This is a genomic window from Bacillus sp. ISL-4, from assembly GCF_018613275.1.
Classification (GTDB): Bacteria; Bacillota; Bacilli; order Bacillales; family DSM-1321; genus Peribacillus; species Peribacillus simplex_E.
This window is the reverse complement of record NZ_JAGGQN010000010.1, coordinates 66,855-84,282: the sequence shown is the minus strand read 5'-3', so window position 1 is coordinate 84,282 and position 17,428 is coordinate 66,855. Positions and strand designations below refer to the sequence as shown.

Annotated in this window: 17 protein-coding genes; 14 read left to right on the top strand and 3 right to left on the bottom strand. The window is 37.6% G+C overall.

Annotation, left to right across the window (positions count from 1 at the left end):
- The first annotated feature begins 31 nt into the window (after positions 1-31).
- The 3 genes from J7J00_RS06740 to J7J00_RS06730 all read left to right on the top strand — a co-directional run bounded on the left by J7J00_RS06740 (position 32) and on the right by J7J00_RS06730 (position 4,077).
- On the top strand, positions 32-1,462 hold the full coding sequence (locus J7J00_RS06740; RefSeq protein WP_214789122.1) for an amino acid permease: 1,431 nt from the start codon (positions 32-34) through the stop codon (positions 1,460-1,462).
- A 75-nt stretch (positions 1,463-1,537) separates the two neighbouring features.
- On the top strand, positions 1,538-2,980 hold the full coding sequence (locus J7J00_RS06735; RefSeq protein ID WP_214789119.1) for an aldehyde dehydrogenase family protein: 1,443 nt from the start codon (positions 1,538-1,540) through the stop codon (positions 2,978-2,980).
- Between the two features lie 65 nt (positions 2,981-3,045).
- Positions 3,046-4,077: an aromatic ring-hydroxylating oxygenase subunit alpha gene (locus J7J00_RS06730; RefSeq protein WP_141993513.1), complete on the top strand. Its 1,032-nt coding sequence runs from the start codon at positions 3,046-3,048 to the stop codon at positions 4,075-4,077.
- Positions 4,078-4,272: 195 nt separating this feature from the next.
- On the opposite strand, the gene J7J00_RS06725 is transcribed toward J7J00_RS06730, so the two are convergent.
- Positions 4,273-4,719: a DUF5392 family protein gene (locus J7J00_RS06725; RefSeq protein ID WP_214789116.1), complete on the bottom strand. Its 447-nt coding sequence runs from the start codon at positions 4,717-4,719 to the stop codon at positions 4,273-4,275.
- Positions 4,720-5,229: 510 nt separating this feature from the next.
- On the opposite strand from J7J00_RS06725, the gene J7J00_RS06720 reads away from it, so the two are divergent.
- On the top strand, positions 5,230-5,610 hold the full coding sequence (locus J7J00_RS06720) for a hypothetical protein (RefSeq protein WP_286201217.1): 381 nt from the start codon (positions 5,230-5,232) through the stop codon (positions 5,608-5,610).
- Positions 5,600-6,070, top strand: a complete 471-nt coding sequence (locus J7J00_RS06715) for an endolytic transglycosylase MltG (protein ID WP_214789113.1) — start codon at positions 5,600-5,602, stop codon at positions 6,068-6,070. Before J7J00_RS06720 ends, J7J00_RS06715 begins: the two co-directional genes overlap by 11 nt.
- A gap of 261 nt (positions 6,071-6,331) precedes the next feature.
- Here J7J00_RS06715 and J7J00_RS06710 read toward each other — a convergent pair whose 3' ends face one another.
- Both J7J00_RS06710 and J7J00_RS06705 read right to left on the bottom strand, forming a co-directional pair.
- A complete protein-coding gene (locus J7J00_RS06710) occupies positions 6,332-6,919 on the bottom strand; it encodes a DUF2238 domain-containing protein (protein ID WP_214789110.1) in 588 nt (195 codons plus the stop codon).
- 20 nt (positions 6,920-6,939) lie between these two features.
- A complete protein-coding gene (locus tag J7J00_RS06705) occupies positions 6,940-7,515 on the bottom strand; it encodes a DUF2238 domain-containing protein (protein WP_309487148.1) in 576 nt (191 codons plus the stop codon).
- Between the two features lie 908 nt (positions 7,516-8,423).
- Between J7J00_RS06705 and J7J00_RS06700 the strand changes: the two genes are divergently transcribed.
- The 9 genes from J7J00_RS06700 (at position 8,424) to J7J00_RS06660 (ending at position 17,426) form a co-directional block, all read left to right on the top strand.
- Positions 8,424-8,777, top strand: coding sequence for a GNAT family N-acetyltransferase (locus J7J00_RS06700; RefSeq protein ID WP_214789104.1), 354 nt, complete (start codon positions 8,424-8,426; stop codon positions 8,775-8,777).
- Positions 8,778-9,548: 771 nt separating this feature from the next.
- Positions 9,549-11,237, top strand: coding sequence for a spore germination protein (locus J7J00_RS06695; RefSeq protein ID WP_286201216.1), 1,689 nt, complete (start codon positions 9,549-9,551; stop codon positions 11,235-11,237).
- A gap of 35 nt (positions 11,238-11,272) precedes the next feature.
- Positions 11,273-11,800 (top strand): Ger(x)C family spore germination protein, encoded by a 528-nt coding sequence (locus tag J7J00_RS06690; RefSeq protein WP_214789101.1) that lies wholly within the window; start codon positions 11,273-11,275, stop codon positions 11,798-11,800.
- A complete protein-coding gene (locus tag J7J00_RS06685; protein WP_286201248.1) occupies positions 11,801-12,460 on the top strand; it encodes a Ger(x)C family spore germination protein in 660 nt (219 codons plus the stop codon).
- Between the two features lie 6 nt (positions 12,461-12,466).
- Positions 12,467-12,700, top strand: coding sequence for a hypothetical protein (locus tag J7J00_RS06680; protein WP_053535516.1), 234 nt, complete (start codon positions 12,467-12,469; stop codon positions 12,698-12,700).
- A gap of 13 nt (positions 12,701-12,713) precedes the next feature.
- A complete protein-coding gene (locus tag J7J00_RS06675; RefSeq protein WP_214789095.1) occupies positions 12,714-13,799 on the top strand; it encodes a GerAB/ArcD/ProY family transporter in 1,086 nt (361 codons plus the stop codon).
- A 317-nt stretch (positions 13,800-14,116) separates the two neighbouring features.
- On the top strand, positions 14,117-15,103 hold the full coding sequence (locus tag J7J00_RS06670) for an SIS domain-containing protein (RefSeq protein WP_214789092.1): 987 nt from the start codon (positions 14,117-14,119) through the stop codon (positions 15,101-15,103).
- Between the two features lie 116 nt (positions 15,104-15,219).
- Positions 15,220-16,506, top strand: a complete 1,287-nt coding sequence (locus J7J00_RS06665; RefSeq protein WP_214789088.1) for an ABC transporter substrate-binding protein — start codon at positions 15,220-15,222, stop codon at positions 16,504-16,506.
- Positions 16,507-16,547: 41 nt separating this feature from the next.
- Complete coding sequence (locus J7J00_RS06660; RefSeq protein ID WP_214789085.1) at positions 16,548-17,426, top strand: carbohydrate ABC transporter permease; 879 nt, start codon at positions 16,548-16,550, stop codon at positions 17,424-17,426.
- Positions 17,427-17,428 lie beyond the last annotated feature (2 nt).

Genomic DNA, 17,428 nt, shown 5'->3' with positions numbered 1-17,428 from the left:
CAGTTTATCGATCAGAAACGGGGGGGAATTCATGCAAACGGAACATGAAAGTCAGCCAAAAGAATTACAGCGTTCAATGAAGAGTAGACATTTATTCATGCTCTCCTTAGGTGGGGTAATTGGAACAGGTCTTTTCCTGGGATCAGGATATGCAATCAGTGAAGCTGGACCCTCAGGAGCGATTGTTGCTTATTTGGTCGGTGGTGTATTAATGTACTTGGCGATGATTTGTCTCGGTGAATTATCGGTAGTGATGCCTGTGTCCGGTTCCTTTCAGGTCCATGCAACGAAATTTATTGGACCCGCCACTGGTTTTGTAATTGGCTGGATTTATTGGCTGAGCTGGGCTCTTTACGTAGGCTTGGAATTTGTAGCGGCCGGTTTGCTCATGACTAGATGGTTTCCCGATATACCAGTATGGATATGGTGTGTGATATTTACGGTACTTTTATTCACTATAAATGCTTTAACAACGAGAAGTTTCGCAGAAACAGAGTATTGGTTCTCCGGAGTTAAAGTACTTGCCGTTATTCTATTCATAATTATCGGTGCGGCAGCGATGTTTGGATTGATTCATATGGAGGATGCAAAACCAGCCCCGTTCTTTTCCAATTTTATAGGTGATGGACTATTCCCTAAAGGATTCACTGGTGTGTTTATATCGATGATGACAGTCGTATACGCATTTCAGGGATCGGAAATCATGGGCGTTGCAGCAGGAGAGACGGAAAACCCGCAACAAAGCATTCCGAGAGCGATTCGAAACATCGTAATACGTGTGCTGCTTTTCTATGTCCTAGCAATCTTTGTTCTATCGGCTATCGTTCCGTGGCAAGAAGTCGGGGTACTGGAAAGCCCATTTGTTACCGTGTTTGAAATGGTAGGCATTCCTTATGCAGCTGACATTATGAATTTTGTAATTTTGACGGCGGTACTCTCTGTTGGGAACACGGGTCTGTTTGCTTGTACCAGGATCCTTTTCTCCCTTTCCCAAAATGGTATGGCGCATTCTGCATTTGGAAAGCTCAATCGGAGCGGCGTACCTTTTAATGCCTTGCTCATCACAATGTTCTTTGCCTTGCTGTCGCTACTTACTAGTGTAATAGCGGAAGAAACGTTATTTGTTGTGCTGCTTTCCATAAGCGGCGTTGGAGGGGTGCTTACTTGGATGGCGATTGCGTTCGCACAGTACAGATTCCGTAAACAGTATATCAGAGCAGGCGGAAAGGTTGAAGATTTGAAGTATAGAGTACCTTTCTTCCCGTTTGTCCCGATTCTCTGCATCCTTATGTGTCTAGGTATTTTCGTTTTCACCGCTTATGACCCGACACAGCGTAATTCGTTGTATTGGGGATTAGGTTTCGTCGTTGCTTGCTATATATTTTACTATTTTAGATATACGAGAAGGAAAATAGAGGTTCCGGCATTATCGAATGAACCGCCCAATGATTTCGTTCAATAGAAATTATTATTCATATGCCGACAAAGTGCAACCATAAAGAAAATCTACCATCAATAGAATGTGGGAGGAAATCGTATGCGTTACTTAAATTATATTAACGGAAAATGGCAAGAACCAACTACTAGGGAGTATAAGGCAAATCTTAGTCCCCATAATGGAGAAAATTTAGGGGAATTTCCATCCAGTGCGGCCACAGACTTACATGATGCAGTGGCTGCCGCAAAAAGTTCATTTCCTGCTTGGAAAAAACTATCGTTTCAGCAACGGGCTTCATACTTGCAGAAAGCAGCTGATATTTTGAAAAAGAATATGCAGGAAGTAGGTCGGGATTTGATAAAGGAAGAAGGAAAAACATTCTTGGAAGGGATGGGGGAAGCCAATCGAGCTGCTAGCATTCTTGAATATTATGCTGCTGAAGCCCGGCAGCCACTTGGGGAAGTGATTCCTTCGGCGAATGCCAATACATTTTTGTACACAACCCGTACCCCGCTCGGTCCGGTCGGGTTGATTACACCATGGAACTTTCCAATTGCCATCCCTGTGTGGAAATTGGCGCCTGCCCTGATTTACGGAAATACAGTCGTCATTAAACCGGCTGATCTTACACCTAAGTCGGTCTATCATGTAATAAAAGCATTTGATGAAGCGGGTCTTCCGGCTGGAGTCATTAATTGTGTATTCGGAAGGGGTTCCGTCATTGGTGCTGCATTAGTGGAACATCCTGATGTGAAGGCTATATCTTTTACCGGCTCGAATCAAGTAGGTCAGCAAATTCAAAAACAAGCCATTGAACATGGGAAGAAAGTGCAAGTGGAAATGGGAGGGAAAAACCCGCTCGTCGTACTAGCTGATGCTGATCTAGAAAAAGCAGTGGAAATTGCCGTAGGCGGAGCCTTTAAGTCCACTGGGCAAAAATGCACAGCCACTAGCAGGGTGATTGTGGAAGAAGGAATATATGAAGCATTCCGTGACCGTCTTGTCGCCCGTACGAAAGAATTAAAAGTGGGCGATCCGCTCAACGAAGAAACATATATTGGTCCCGCTGTATCTAAATCACAACGCGATGGCGTGCTTAAAATGATTGATGCTGGGAAATCAGAAGCAACACTATTGTGTGGAGGAGAGATTCCGACTGAAGAGGAATTGGCGAACGGTTATTATGTCCGACCGGCTATCTTTGAAAATGTTGCTCAGCATGCCCGCATTGCACGTGAAGAAATCTTTGGTCCAGTCATCGCCCTGTTTAAGGCAGGAAATTATGAGGAAGCAGTTATGATGGCGAATGATACAGAGTATGGATTGAGCGCAGCAATTTGCACGAATAATTTAACGGCGGCTCAAAGGTTTATTGAAGATGTCGAAGTGGGTCTTGTCCATGTCAATTCGGAAACAGCAGGAACTGAACCGCAAATGCCATTTGGCGGATGTAAAAATTCAAGTGCAGGCAGCCGTGAACAAGGGAAGAGTGCCGTTGAATTCTATACAGAAGTCAAGACAGTCTATATGGATCGGGTATAACAATAAATTGTACCATGCGTTTTTTAAACTTTAAATTAGAGCATAATACAGGAGGGATTTTCAATATGTCCACTAAAGAAAATGTACAGTTCAGCCCTACACTCCCATATTCACGGTATGTTGATCCAAAGGTATTCGATGAAGAAAGAAAAAAAATTTTTAGAAAGAGCTGGATATTAGCGGGGCATGCAAGCCAAGTTGAAAAAGTGGGTGATTTCATGACATTGGATATCGCCGGAGAGCCTATTATCGTTTCTCACGGTACCGATGGTGAACTGCGTGCTTTCTACAATATTTGCCCTCATCGCGGAATGAAAGTAGAAAACTCCGATAAAGGAAATAAAAAAATTTTACAATGCGGATACCATGGATGGACGTTCAAATTAGATGGAAGTGTTTATAGAGCTCCTAATTTTAAAACGAATGAACTGGGCATACACAGCTGTATGAAATCCATACGCTTAGAAGTTCAGAATGCTATGATTTTTGTCAATCTAGACAAAAATGCACCTTCTATGGCAGAAGCATATCAGGAATTTTTAGAGGAAATGAAAGAGTATCCCTTCTTTGATTCACTGAAACTAGTTAGGGAAACCCGCCGTGTAGTTAAAGCTAATTGGAAAGCTGTTGTTGACAATTACCTTGAATGTGATCATTGTTCCATTGCTCATCCTGGCTTTGCAAAATCTTTTGATTTATCAAACTTTTGTACAACGACACACGACAAATTCACCTATCAATATATGACGGTAAGCAAGAATGGTGAGGGTGACCAAGCACGTTTTTATTGGGTTTGGCCAAATATGATGATTAACGTTTATCCAGGAGACGGGAACGTGAATACCATTCAAGTAATTCCTGTTGATGCTGAGACGTCGTTAGGTATTTATCGTGATTACTCCCTCGATGAAAAAACAACCATAGAAAAAGAAGAATATTTTAAATTTGTTGATCAAGTACGGCAGGAAGATTTTGAACTGGTGGAAAAATTGCAAAAAGGATTAAGTTCCGAGGCATTTACAAATGGTATCTTTTCTCCGACTGAACATGCTGCAGTTTATTTTCATGAACTTATTGATAATAACCTCCAGAACTAACGAGCTGCCAATTGGAAAGTACTTAAAAAAGAAACGTTAATAGAGAAACTTGTAAATTTAATAGCTCTTAAGCAACCAACCAGTGTGATTCGGTAGTTTACCGGAGCATACTGGTTGAATTGTTTTATTTGTGATGACTTTTTTTGCTTATTTGAACGACCGATAAAGTTATGAAATTTGCGAACTGCTTTTTATTTATTCCGGGTGTGAGGATTTGTTCTTCCATTGTTGTTCTTCTGCAAGAAACTCAAAAAAAACATTCATGGCATTAAGCGGATGCTCATTTACTCTTTTAAAGTAATTACTTTTTCTGGCATCTGTTAAATAGCTGCTTTTTTTGATTCTCTCCAACATATATTTTTGACTCATTTTCACTATTTCCCTTTTGTTGTGTTTGTTTTCTTTTAATAAGGCAAATCCTACAGCTCCCACCAATGCATAGATTCCAAGTGCGATTTTCGAGATGGGTAAAGATTCGTTCTTAAATAAAAGAAAAAAAAGATTAATGATGGAAAAGCCTATCATCACCGTCGAAAAAAAACCGTATTTCATATTTTTCTTCAACAAGGGGGACAATCTTGATTGAAGTTGTTCGAGTTCGGCTTGCATGAAGCCCGGTATATTATTTATTTTGATATTCATTGTTTCCTCCTTATTATCTTGCATGAACCCAATAAGTATATGGCACTAAAAAAATTGTACCTATTTAATGAAACAGGAAAAGGAACCTGATAATATATATCTTATCGTTTGGAAACGTGTTTGTCATTTAATATACCCCATGGACTTTTTTAGGGAAAAGTAAACGAAATTGACGTATGTGGGTGATGAATGGAATGCCTAATTATATGTGTTGAACTAACTCAGATAGACAGCGTTCTTGCAGTATGAGGATGCCAAATAAAGAACATTTGCCTTAATATATTAACAATGGTATAAATGATGGATGGATTATGGTAAAATGGTCCTCAAATGGAAGTCATGTTTTTCGTTTTTTCATCATTAATAGTTATGGATGGCCATCCTGCGCCTTCTTATGTCATAAATACGTGACTATTGTGGTATTTTGTTCTTTTAAATCGAGTTTTGGAACAAATCAATATATAATTAGAAAGCGAGATATTAGATTCAAAGATTAAGGAGGGACATAGAATGATGGAATGGGCTCTGATCATTTTGTTTGCTGCAGCAGTATTACTGTTCATTTTATCGTTTATTAAAAAGGATTCTGTAAAAGTGGACAGTCAATTGGAACAGGTTGCTATCACTTTTGGAGATGAAATGAATGTATTACAGGAAAAAATCAGGAACATCGAGATAGATGCTGAAATTACGGTGCAAGAGGCAGGCGTTCTAGCAATGTCTTCCGAAACGCGGATCTTGTTGCGTGAAGTACTCGACCTACATAAGCGAGGCTATTCATTTGAAAGCATCGCACTGAAGACAAACCAGCCGGAAGATGAAATAGAACGCATGCTTACTCCTTACATAAAAACGAAGAATGAAAGGAGAAATGTGGCCAATGACATCTAAATCAATGCGCAGCTTTGCCGGAGGCATTGTTGTTGCAGCAGGCTTATGCGGTGCAGTGTACTTCTTTGGTCCAGGTGAAGCGACCGGCACATCGGAGAAACTATCAGAAGATGAAATGAAAGAGTCTCTGGCTTCAGAAGGGTATGTCATACATTCCGAAAAAGAATGGGAAGATCAGATTGCTGAAGCACAGTCGCTTAAAGATAAAGCGGAAGCGGAAAAAGAAACGGTAAAAGAACCGGCAGAAAAAATCATATACCGTACAGTTCTTACTGTGTCTAAAGGCTCGACAAGCATCGATGTGGGTAAAAACCTGCAAAAGGCAAAAGTCATTAAAAATGCCTATGATTTTTCCGACGCGGTTGAAAAGAAAGGCAAGGCCAACGGATTACGACCTGGAACGTATGTGGTAGATAGTGCGATGACGACGGAAAAAATAATTTCCATCATATTTAAATGAACATAAAACGACCATCGATATGATGGTCGTTTCTGTTTGTTGACAAAAGGGTGTTATTAATGTCTCATCCCGTATCCTTTTCTCGTTTTGCTGAGGGAATGATTACCTATGTTTGTTTACTGTTTTATATGGGATGAAACCTCATTAGATTGAAGAAATTTGCGACACTCCTGCCGAATAACTGTTTAGCCGAGACCCCGAAGACGTTTGCTTTGATGAGGCTTGGCAGACAGTCGGCGGAAAGGGAGCGGATTTCTGAAATCAACTGGAACGTTTTTTTATATTTAACTTAATCTTTGTCCGCACTCCGGCCCACACTGCAATGATAAGTCCTCCAATAGTATCCGCGATTAAATCAATCATTGTATCTTTATTTCCCCCGCCTTGTAGTGTCATTCCGAATAATTGATCAGAACTGAATTCGTAGATCTCCCATATGACACCACCAAGTGCTGAGAAAGAGAGGGTAAACAAAAAGACAAACCAAGGGGATATCTCTTTGCCTGCATTTCTGTATACCATTCGTTCATATAAAGCAATTCCCGTAAAAGCAAGAAGGGAACCGCTTAGTAAATGTAATAATGTGTCCCACCACCCCAGTCCATACCAACCTAAAATAGAACCTAAAAATTGTGAACTGAATAAGAAGATTAAATAGGAAATGATAATTGGCAGATTGAATTGAAGCTTGGTAAATAGGGCCAGTAATAGGGGAATTGCCCCACATACCACACCGCCTATCGAAACCAGTGATTTGAAAGTTTCATCGGCTGTATAGTGAAAAATAGATAATGCTGCCATGAAAAGTACATACACCAAACTTAATGAAATAACTAGCTTACGATTCATATGATTACCTCAACAAATCATCATAATTTTAATTTTTGTACACAAGAATAAATGGAAATAAGCAATCCGCCTGTAAGACCGAAAATTATATCGTACATGGTATCTTTATTACCGCCTCGCTGCATGGTATGAGTAAAAGTGAGATCTCCTGCGAACTCATATATTTCCCAAAGAACAGTGGCAATGACTGAAAGTGAGAGAACAAAAAGAAAGATGACCCACCTTGAAACATCTTTTCTCGCTTTTTGCGGGATGAATAGTTTATAAAGAACAATCCCAACAAAACCCACGAAGATACCTTTGTAAAAGTGAACGCCAGAGTCCCACCATTTAAAATCACCATAAAAATTTGCGATAGATCCTAAAAATGTCGTACAGAAAATAAAAACATAATAACCGATTATGATTGGAATGTTAAAGGGGTTATTTTTTACAAACAGTAATGAAATGGGCAAGGCACTTACCAATATTCCCCCTAGAGCCACCATCCATCGCGAAGAATCACCTTTTATGAGATAAAAGATGAGTAAACCAGTCATGAATGCTATAAAAACCAGACTAAAAATAATGATTATTTTATGTTTCAATATACTCACCTCATTGGTAAATATTCATTACGATCATATCCAATTCAGCCAGATGCAACCCGGCAAATTGAATTTTGAGGGTATTTTTATGGATGTTCTTTTTTTAATCCTCTAACTCACATCAGTGTTATAATTGTTGGCTACCATGGTGCTTTTTAAGATATTTTTAAATTTAGTCGTAATAAACAATAATAAAGGCATGACCAGACCAAAAATCGATACTCCTTATTTTGGGCTATTCATTTTAAAGTTATTCACACAGAAATTAAATGCCTTTCTTCAACAATCCATCCCCGTTTCATTATCCGGGCCCGCTTTTCCCGGGATTCACCTCAAAATTCCGATATGTCATTAGAACCAATTTCATTGGTAAAGGTATAGAAATATATCGCGAAATCGCTTTAAAAGAAATACAATGAATTGCCAATTATTTAGTACTGCTAGATTTAAAATAGAAAATAAACAACCTGTATTTTAAAAAGTGCATCACTCCTATATGTATTATGTATGCTTGTTTATAACCTGCGTAAATATTAAACCCGAGGCAAAATGTTCAAGGATAGTAGTGATAAAACACACAGGAACTACACAATAAATGAGTGGTAATCAGTGATGGCATTAGCGAGACAAAACAATACGAATGAAGAATATATTACTTATCACGCTTTTTCTTAAACTTTCCACTGATGCGCTCCTTCGCGATTTTTGAACTGGTACGATTCTTGCATATTATTTTCGTGTATGTCTCTTGTGTGTATATTGAGTAAGGAAAAGAATAGGAATCTGTTAAACACACAATTATTGAAAAATATTTATTTGACGTTTAATTTACCCTTGGTTATATGTCAGAAAATTAATCCAGATTCATAAAGGGAAGGCAAAGCAATTAAATTTAAAAAGGTTAGGAGAATTTTCGTATGAAAATACCAGTGGAAAATATAGTAGAGTTAACTGTAGAACATCAATTCTTACAGGCTTATCCTATATTGAGTCAGTTACGAACTGATTTAACTTTAGAGGAATATCCAGAATTATTAAATGATATGCGTAAGGAGGGTAAACAGTTATTTGCTTTATATCATGATACAAGCATCGTAGCTTTAGCAGGTATTAGCTGGCGTGAAGATTCATATAATGAACGCTATGTTTTTGTACAAGATTTGGTTACTGATGTAAATCATCGTCCTAGTGGCCTTGGATATAGTCTACTCAGTTATATACATAATTGGGCAAAAGAACATGGAGCTGAATATATTACAATGGAACCTTGAATTCGGCGCCTTGCCACTATAAATTGTTCATTTCCAATTTTTTTTGGATGGGTTGCACCTACTGGGTGTAGCCTTTTTTCGTACATATGCACCAGCAATGAAATTTTAAACGATTTCTAGAGTGCAGGGAAAATGGGAACAAAACATTTAGGAAATAAGGGTGAAAAGACCAGGTATTTATAAACTTGGAATCAAACAAAAATTGAACAAGTTTAAGGGAAAATTCTTTGCACATATTCAAAGGTAAGTTGCTCTGTCACCCAAAAAATTAGTTGAAAGCTTATAGAAACTCTGTGGAGGTCTGCAGAGTTCTTCTTCACGTTTTTCTGCCCCGAAACCATCCAACTTTCTGCAACTTAGTTCAACAAATAAATAGAAGTTTTTGCTCTCGAAAATGAAAAAAGAACAAAATAATTATGCAAAATTGGCGATTTATGCATTTACTCATAGAATTCCACTAATACGACTTTTTCATTTATCTGATTTCCACATTGTAATCCAAAAGCAGCGCCATTCCTGTCATTAATCCTTCTCAACAAAACTAGGTCCAGAAAGGTTATCCGAGGCACCTTCAGCAACCTTTAATTAAATGATCGATCTTCACGAATAAGCGTTTTTTGTTGAACAGAAAAGTAGAATTTTGATAAAGATTATCATGTCTACAATGATTTAGCTCTTTATTCATTGCAATTAATTTTACTTAGATGGATATAATTGCAGCCAAGGTGAAAACATAATTTTAACAGGCTATTGGTTAAGAGGGGGTAAGCATTGAAATCTCGAGTTCCTATCCCATTGAGGAAGTTAATTGAAGATAAACAATCAGTGAAAAATAAAAAACAACAAGAAGACCTAAATCAAAGCAAAAATCCAAACTCCAGTAAAACTAAAAGTCAAAACCAAAATCCAGTTCAAGACGAAAATCGAAGTAAAGACTCAAATAATCATGAAACGAAACTTATATCCTCTGATCTTCAATATAATTTAGACCATATTAAGAAAACGTTAGGAAATAGTTCAGACTTAGTTATAAGGGATTTTCAAGCAGGTAAAAATGGGGAAATTAAGTTAGGCATCGTTTACACAGATGGATTAACGGATTCGGTATCCGTCCAAGATTTCATCCTCGACACTTTGATGATTGAAATTCGGAACTCGGATTTGGACGTAGCGGTCTTTAGTCCCTCTGACTGTTTTGAAATGATAAAATCACATACTCTCCCTGTAGGGGGAATAGGGGAAGTAACTGATTTCCAAAAACTTTTTAACCATGTTTTATCGGGAGACACGATGTTATTGATGGACGGCTCCCCAAAAGGAATAGCACTAGGCTCAAGAGAATGGGTCGATCGCGGAGTTCAGGAACCTTCTTCACAAACAGTAGTAAGAGGCCCGAAGGATGGGTTCACTGAAACGCTGCGAACAAATACTGCTTTAATAAGACGGCGAATCAAGGATCCTAACCTTTGGCTTGAAACAAAACAGATTGGTGAAAAAACGCAAACAGATGTTGCAATTATGTATCTAAAAGGTGTTGCCAATGATAAAACGGTTTCAGAATTGCAAAGCCGGTTAAATCGAATCAAAATAGATGCGATTCTTGAGAGTGGTTACATTGAAGAACTTATACAGGATGAAGTATATACTCCATTTCCAACCGTATATAATACGGAACGTCCAGATGCTGTAGCCGCTGCCCTGTTAGAAGGAAGGATTGCAATATTTGTTGACGGAACGCCGTTTGTCCTTATCGTTCCAGCACTGATGGTGCATTTTTTTCAGTCCAGTGAAGATTATTATCAACGGGCAGACATTGCCACATTAATTCGAATATTACGGTATTTATCTTTTTTCCTTGCTTTGCTTACACCGTCACTTTATATAGCTGTCTCAACCTTTCATCAAGAGATGCTTCCTACTCCTTTACTCATAAGTCTTGCCTCACAACGTGAGGGTGTTCCTTTTCCAGCTTTTGTAGAGGCGATGATAATGGAGGTAGTGTTTGAAATCTTGCGTGAGGCAGGTGTGAGGATGCCCAGGGCTATCGGTTCGTCCATTTCCATCGTAGGTGCATTAGTTATTGGGCAGGCTGCTGTCGAAGCAGGGTTCGTTTCAGCAACAATGGTTATCATCGTGTCCTTAACAGCCATCTGTAGCTTTGTGTTCCCAGCCAATAGCATGGCCATGGCTTTTCGGATGCTTCGGTTCTTGTTTATGATCCTTGCCGCTACATTTGGATTATACGGGATCATTTTGGGGCTGATCGTGATGGTCCTGCATTTAAATAGCATACGATCTTTTGGTTTGCCATATCTAGCTCCAAATGCACCATTCATTTTACAAGATCAAAAAGACAATATCATTCGATTGCCGCATTGGTCATTATTAAAGCGGCCTCGTTTGATCAGTAAAAATGATACAGAAAGAGGAGATGTCAGTGCTCCGAAACCACCTAAATAACACCAAGATAAAATGATGAGATGATGAGGGTCACGATGAAAAAAATGCTAATCGTATTTTTAATGGTACCTATAATTTGTTTATCCGGCTGTTGGAGCAGCATTGAATTGAATGAACTTGCCATCGTTACTGCAATGGGAATCGATAAAACAGAAGGTGGGTATCTGGTAACCGTCCAAGTTCTAAATCCGAGTGAGCTGGCAGGTGATGCCAGGTCTGGTCGCACGGAAGTTGTAACCTTCAGGAAGAGTGGAAAAACCATTTTTGAAGCCCTTAGAAGCCTATCAACTGATGTGCCAAGGAGGTTATATGTAGCACATCTTCGTGAAGTTGTCTTTGGTGAGGAAATGGCCAGGGAAGGAATAGCAAAGCCTCTGGATTTCCTTTCCCGGCTAAAGGAGTTGCGTTCCGATTTCTATATGACTGTTGCTAAGGGTTCAACTGCTTATGATACGCTTAATGTGCAAACAGCACTTGAGAAAATACCGGCAAATAAAGTCTTTGACTCCTTGGAAAATTCAGAGAGAAGATGGGCACCGACAAGGACGGTCACTTTGGATTAGCTGGTCAGCAGTATCGTCAGTAAAGGCAGACAGGCCATGCTAACGGGGATTTACGTTTATGGTGATCCCGAATCCGGAAGCAATGTTACGAATGCACAAAATATCTCCCCGAAATCCGGCTTGCGATTGGATTATCTTGGAGTATTCAAGAAAGATAAACTTGTCGGCTGGTTAAACAGGAACGACAGTAAAGGTGTTAGTTACATTACAGATCATGTTAAGTCCACTGCGGTAAATATTCCATGTAAAGGTGAGCAAATTACGATCAACACGACTAGTTCAAAAACGAAAATCAAGGGGAAAATGGAAAAAGGAAATCCGAAAATTGATATAAATGTCACGTCAGAAGGGAGTATAGGTGAAGTAGAATGCACAATTGATTTAACTAAACCCGAAAAAATCGAAGAATTGAATAAAAGATACGCAAAAGATATTAAAGGTAAAATAGAAGGATCGATAAAAACGCTTCAAGAGAAGTATCAAAGTGACATTTTCGGTTTTGGTGATGAAATCCATAGAACCGATCCTAAAGAATGGAAACGTTTAAAACAAAATTGGGAACAGGAATTCGCAAATTTGGACGTGAATGTAACCGTTAAAGCAAAGATTCGTAATTTAGGAACGATATCAGAATCCTTTCAAAAAGAAATCGAGGAGTAAAGATCAATGTGGGCAATTATTGGAACAGTGTGTACTGGAGCTATTATTTCATTTTTCGAAATACCTCCGCTTATTAAAAAGAAATGCTGGAAGGAAATTGTCATTTTCATTTTATTGCTTTTAGTTGGCATGACGTTGAGTATTCTGATAATCAAGGATATTACCATTCCCACTCCTATAGACTGGATAACGAAAATATATAGTCCACTCGCTCACTTCATGGATCGTATTTTATCCTAGGGAGGTATCGATCATGCTCGAAAAAGGAAAAATCAGCTCTGGTGAATTTCTTATATTGGTCATCATATTCACCATTGGAGGAGCGATACTTACTTTACCTTCCGTACTTGTCTCATTAGCAAAACAGGATGGGTGGATTGCCTATATTATAGCTACTCTCATCGGTTTATGTTTCGTTTTCTTATTTACCCGGCTCGCCTCACTTTACCCATCCATGACTTATATAGAAGTTAATGAAAAAATATTTGGTAAATGGATCGGGAAAATCTCGGCACTGCTATTCCTGTTTTATATTTATTATCTTTCTTCTGCATTACTAAGTGAAATTGGGAACTTCTTTTCGACACAGGTTCTGGGTGAGACACCTATGGAAATAATCATGATCTTGTTTATATTAACAAGCGTATTTGGTGCACGGCTAGGATTGGAAGTCATCTCCCGAACTGCATTAATCTTTTTTCCTTGGCTTGTTCTGCTGCTTTTCATATTATTCGTATTTCTAATCCCCGATATCAAAATCGAAAATATGCAACCTATATTTGAAGAAGGCATGAAACCAATTATGAATGGATCATATCACTCTTTAGCACTGCCTTATGTTCAGCTTGTTTTCTTTTTAATGCTCACGCCATATGTAAACGAAAAGGCTGAAATGAAGAAAAGCTTTTATTTAGGGACTTTAGTAGGTGGCGGCGTTCTATTGTTAGTGATCATTTTCAGTATCCTCGTATTGGATGCTTCAAATACAGCAAGATTAACCTATCCTTCTTATAAACTGGGGATGAGGATAAGCATTGGTAATTTTTTTGAAAGGGTCGAGGTCATTGTGGCATTCATTTGGGTTTTTACAGAGTATTTTAAGTTGACCATATGCTTTTATGGACTCGCCTTAGGACTAGCTCAATTGCTAGGATTAAAAAATTACAAAATTCTTCTATTCCCATTAGCTTTTCTAATTCTCACTTTTACCATCTTTTCGCATCCAAATATTGTACATTATCAAAACTTTATAGCTACAGCTTGGACACCTTTATCCTTAACGATTTGTTTTATTCTGCCATTGTTATTATTAATGGTTGGGAAAATTAGAAAAAAGTAAGAATACCCGTAGCATCATTAGGAAGTTACATCTTAATGAGGGCAAATGCTAGAGGATAGCCGATATCGTTAGCTCAATTAGTAAAGAAATCAAGCCTACAGATAACTTGGTAAACAATTAAATGTGTCATGAAAGTTTTTGATGGATAAAGAATGCGATGTAGCAGTTAACTGATTCATGGATGTTAAAGGGGAAGTGGGAAAAAAGAATAAATAAAATATTCTGACAAATATATTGACTAAAGAAAGTTGATGATTTAATATAACAATATATAACATTACATAATGTTGTATATCAAATATTAAAGGAGTGGGAAAATGAGCAAATCGGTTATTAATGTAAAAAGTAATGTAAAAACAGTATTGGATCAATTAAAGGGTAGGGAAATTGACAATATTTATTTTGTAGCATGCGGGGGATCTTCTGCCATTATGTATTCAGCTAAGTATATACTGGATCGTGAAGCTAAAAATATAACTTCCGATCTATATAGTTCAAATGAGTTTATACATCGTAATCCACAACAACTAGGGAAGGAATCTTTAGTAATTTTATGCTCTATGTCTGGAACAACTCCTGAAACAGCAGAAGCGGCTAAGTTTGCAAAAAGTAAAGGTGCGTTTACAGTGGCATTAACTAACGAACCAGCATCACCATTAGCCCAAAATTCGGACCTTTTCATTAAATATGAATGGGGTAACGGTGTAAAAGCCTTTGATACAAATCTCAGTGTTTTATATCAACTAGTTTTTGGTGTACTTCATATAGCGGAAAACAATGAGAAGTTTGGAAAACTAGTATCAAGTTTAGAGAACTTACAGCCAGTGTATGAAAAAGCTCTACAGCAAGAAGCTTCTAATGCAAGAGTGTTCGCACAATCTCATGCAAAAGAACCTGTTATCTATACAATGGCAAGTGGTTCCAACTATGGGACAGCCTATTCTTTTAGTATTTGTATCTTAATGGAAATGCAATGGATACACTCACATGCCATTCATGCTGGTGAGTACTTCCATGGACCATTCGAAATTATTGACGAAAACGTACCGTTTATCATTCTATTGGGATTGGATGAAACAAGACCATTAGAAGAAAGAGCATTATCCTTTTCTCAGCGTTATGGCAAAAAGCTAACGGTGTTAGATGCAAAACAGTATGATCTTGATGGTATCGATGAAGAAGTAAAAGGATATATTGCACCGCTTATCTTAAATCGTGTATTACGTCAATATGCAGAAGAATTAGCGGAAGCGCGTAATCATCCATTAAGCAAAAGGCGTTATATGTGGAAAGTAGAATACTAATAGTTGGACATAACTTAATATTCGGTATATTTTATTTACGAATTATACTATAATGTTTTATAACATTATAGTATAATTTCCTGATAATAAAAGCATTTATAAAAAGGAGGGTATTCATGAGAATAACAAAACTTATATTTGCATCATTATTAAGTTTATCTTTAATGCTTGGGGGATGTTCTGGTGAAAAAACATCTTCAGAATCAGATGTTGGAAAAACTACATTAACATTTTTCCATAGGTGGCCAAAGGAACCGGAAAAAACTTATTTTAATGAAGTTGTAAAAGAATTTGAAAAACAAAACCCCGATATCCATATTAAAACCGAAGCAGTGCTAAACGATTCGTATAAAGATAAAATTAAAGTAATGACTGGTACAAATAATCCACCTGATGTTTATTTCTCATGGAGTGATGAATTTGCCAGTCAGTTTGTGCGAGGCAATAAAGCTTTGGATTTAACTTCTTATTATAAAAACGATCCGACATGGTCTTCTCAACTCGTTCCATCCCAAGTCAAACCATATACATTTAATAATAAGGTTTATGGTGTCCCCGTAACAATGGATGGGAAAATGTTTTTCTATAACAAGAATGTCTTCGAAGAATTGAACATACACCCACCTAAAACCTGGAATGAATTAATCGATGTATTAAAAGTGTTAAAAAAGAATAACTACACAGCTCTTCAATTCGGTAGTCAGGATACTTGGACAATTTCCCATTATGTGGGCACATTGAATCAACGCCTTGTTAGACCGGAAGTGCTGACAATGGACTATAATCGAAAAACCGGAAAATTCAAGGATGATGACTACATAAAAGCGCTTGAAAAATTCCAAGAGTTGTTACCTTATTTTAATGAAAATACGAATTCAATAGATCATGAATATGCTAGGCAGCAATTTTCAAATGGTAAAGCACCTATGATTTATGCAGAAACCGCAGAAATCAAGCTATTTGGACCCACTAAGTTTGAACTTGGCATGTTTAACTTTCCTGAAGTAGAAGGCGGAAAAGGTAATCAAACAAATCTAACGGGTTCGCCTGAGGGCTTTATGATTTCTTCCAAGACAAAGCACCCCAAAGAAGCAATGGAGTTTTTAAAGTTTTTATCTACTAAACAGATGGGAGAAAAACTAGTCACTGATGTGGGCAAATATAGTGCAGTTAAAGGTACAGTGAATGAAAATAATTCTACCCCAGAACAGCTGGAAGCGGTTCAAAGCATTTTAAACGCAAAGGAAATGGCCCCATGGTTTGACATGAGCATTGATGCGCGTATTGCAGATGCCTATTTAACAGGAACACAAATGATGTTAAATGGAGATAAAACACCTAAACAAATTATGCGTGATGTTCAAAAAGCCGCTGATACTGTTAGAATTGAAGCGGGGAAATAAGGGAAAGCATTTTTCCGTTTTATTAAGGGAGTGATATTTTAATGATAAAACTCGATAAATTTGTACCTTATCTATATCTTCTTCCAGCCTTAGTTTTTTTACTGCTCGTTTATATCCCTATTTTCCAGAATATTGGCGATAGTCTGTATAATTGGAGTACTTTTTCACCAAATAAAGCATTTGTAGGGTTGGACAACTACTTTACTTTGTTTAAAGATCCCGTATTTTATGAAGCTTTAAAAAATAATATTCTTTATGCAGTCATTTCAATTGTTTTCCAGGTTTTTGGAGGGTTAATTGTTGCAGCTGTTTTAGAAGATAAATTAATCCGTAAATTTTCACCTATCTTTCGAACAGTCTATTTCCTACCAGTCGTCGTTTCAATGACAGTCATAGCATTGCTGTTTTCATTTTTTTACAACCCGGAAGTGGGATTGTTAAATCAGTTTCTTAAAATGATTGGATTAAATGATTTAGCACAACCATGGTTGGGTGATAGTGAAACGGCAATCTATGCAGTCATTGCTGTCTCACAGTGGCAATCGATTGGTTATATAGCTATGTTATATATCGTATCCATTCAAAAAATATCACCTGAACTATATGAAGCGGCTGAAATGGATGGAGCGAATAAAATAAAAACGTTTTTTCACATTACGGTTCCAGCAACCAAGGAAATGACATTTGTAGCCGTAATATTAACATTGACAGGTGCTTTTACAGTGTTTAATGAGCCATATATCTTAACCGGAGGGGGACCGGGAACTTCTTCGGAAGTCCTAAGTACCTATTTATATAAAACGGCTTTTTCAAAGGATATGATGGGATATGCTTCTGCCATTGCTACGGTTATCTTAATTATTACGTTACTTATTTCTCTTGTTCAAATGAAAATATTTAAAACAGGAAAGGAGGACTAATA

What these genes read in the sequence shown, in the direction of transcription:
- J7J00_RS06700 (WP_214789104.1), top strand. Translation starts at nt 8,424, where the DNA reads ATGAAAATACCAGTGGAAAATATAGTAGAGTTAACTGTAGAACATCAA.
- J7J00_RS06715 (WP_214789113.1), top strand. Translation starts at nt 5,600, where the DNA reads ATGACATCTAAATCAATGCGCAGCTTTGCCGGAGGCATTGTTGTTGCA.
- J7J00_RS06720 (WP_286201217.1), top strand. Translation starts at nt 5,230, where the DNA reads ATGATGGAATGGGCTCTGATCATTTTGTTTGCTGCAGCAGTATTACTG.
- J7J00_RS06680 (WP_053535516.1), top strand. Translation starts at nt 12,467, where the DNA reads ATGTGGGCAATTATTGGAACAGTGTGTACTGGAGCTATTATTTCATTT.
- J7J00_RS06735 (WP_214789119.1), top strand. Translation starts at nt 1,538, where the DNA reads ATGCGTTACTTAAATTATATTAACGGAAAATGGCAAGAACCAACTACT.
- J7J00_RS06660 (WP_214789085.1), top strand. Translation starts at nt 16,548, where the DNA reads ATGATAAAACTCGATAAATTTGTACCTTATCTATATCTTCTTCCAGCC.
- J7J00_RS06740 (WP_214789122.1), top strand. Translation starts at nt 32, where the DNA reads ATGCAAACGGAACATGAAAGTCAGCCAAAAGAATTACAGCGTTCAATG.
- J7J00_RS06665 (WP_214789088.1), top strand. Translation starts at nt 15,220, where the DNA reads ATGAGAATAACAAAACTTATATTTGCATCATTATTAAGTTTATCTTTA.
- J7J00_RS06710 (WP_214789110.1), bottom strand. Translation starts at nt 6,919, where the DNA reads ATGAATCGTAAGCTAGTTATTTCATTAAGTTTGGTGTATGTACTTTTC.
- J7J00_RS06730 (WP_141993513.1), top strand. Translation starts at nt 3,046, where the DNA reads ATGTCCACTAAAGAAAATGTACAGTTCAGCCCTACACTCCCATATTCA.
- J7J00_RS06670 (WP_214789092.1), top strand. Translation starts at nt 14,117, where the DNA reads ATGAGCAAATCGGTTATTAATGTAAAAAGTAATGTAAAAACAGTATTG.
- J7J00_RS06725 (WP_214789116.1), bottom strand. Translation starts at nt 4,719, where the DNA reads ATGAATATCAAAATAAATAATATACCGGGCTTCATGCAAGCCGAACTC.
- J7J00_RS06690 (WP_214789101.1), top strand. Translation starts at nt 11,273, where the DNA reads ATGAAAAAAATGCTAATCGTATTTTTAATGGTACCTATAATTTGTTTA.
- J7J00_RS06675 (WP_214789095.1), top strand. Translation starts at nt 12,714, where the DNA reads ATGCTCGAAAAAGGAAAAATCAGCTCTGGTGAATTTCTTATATTGGTC.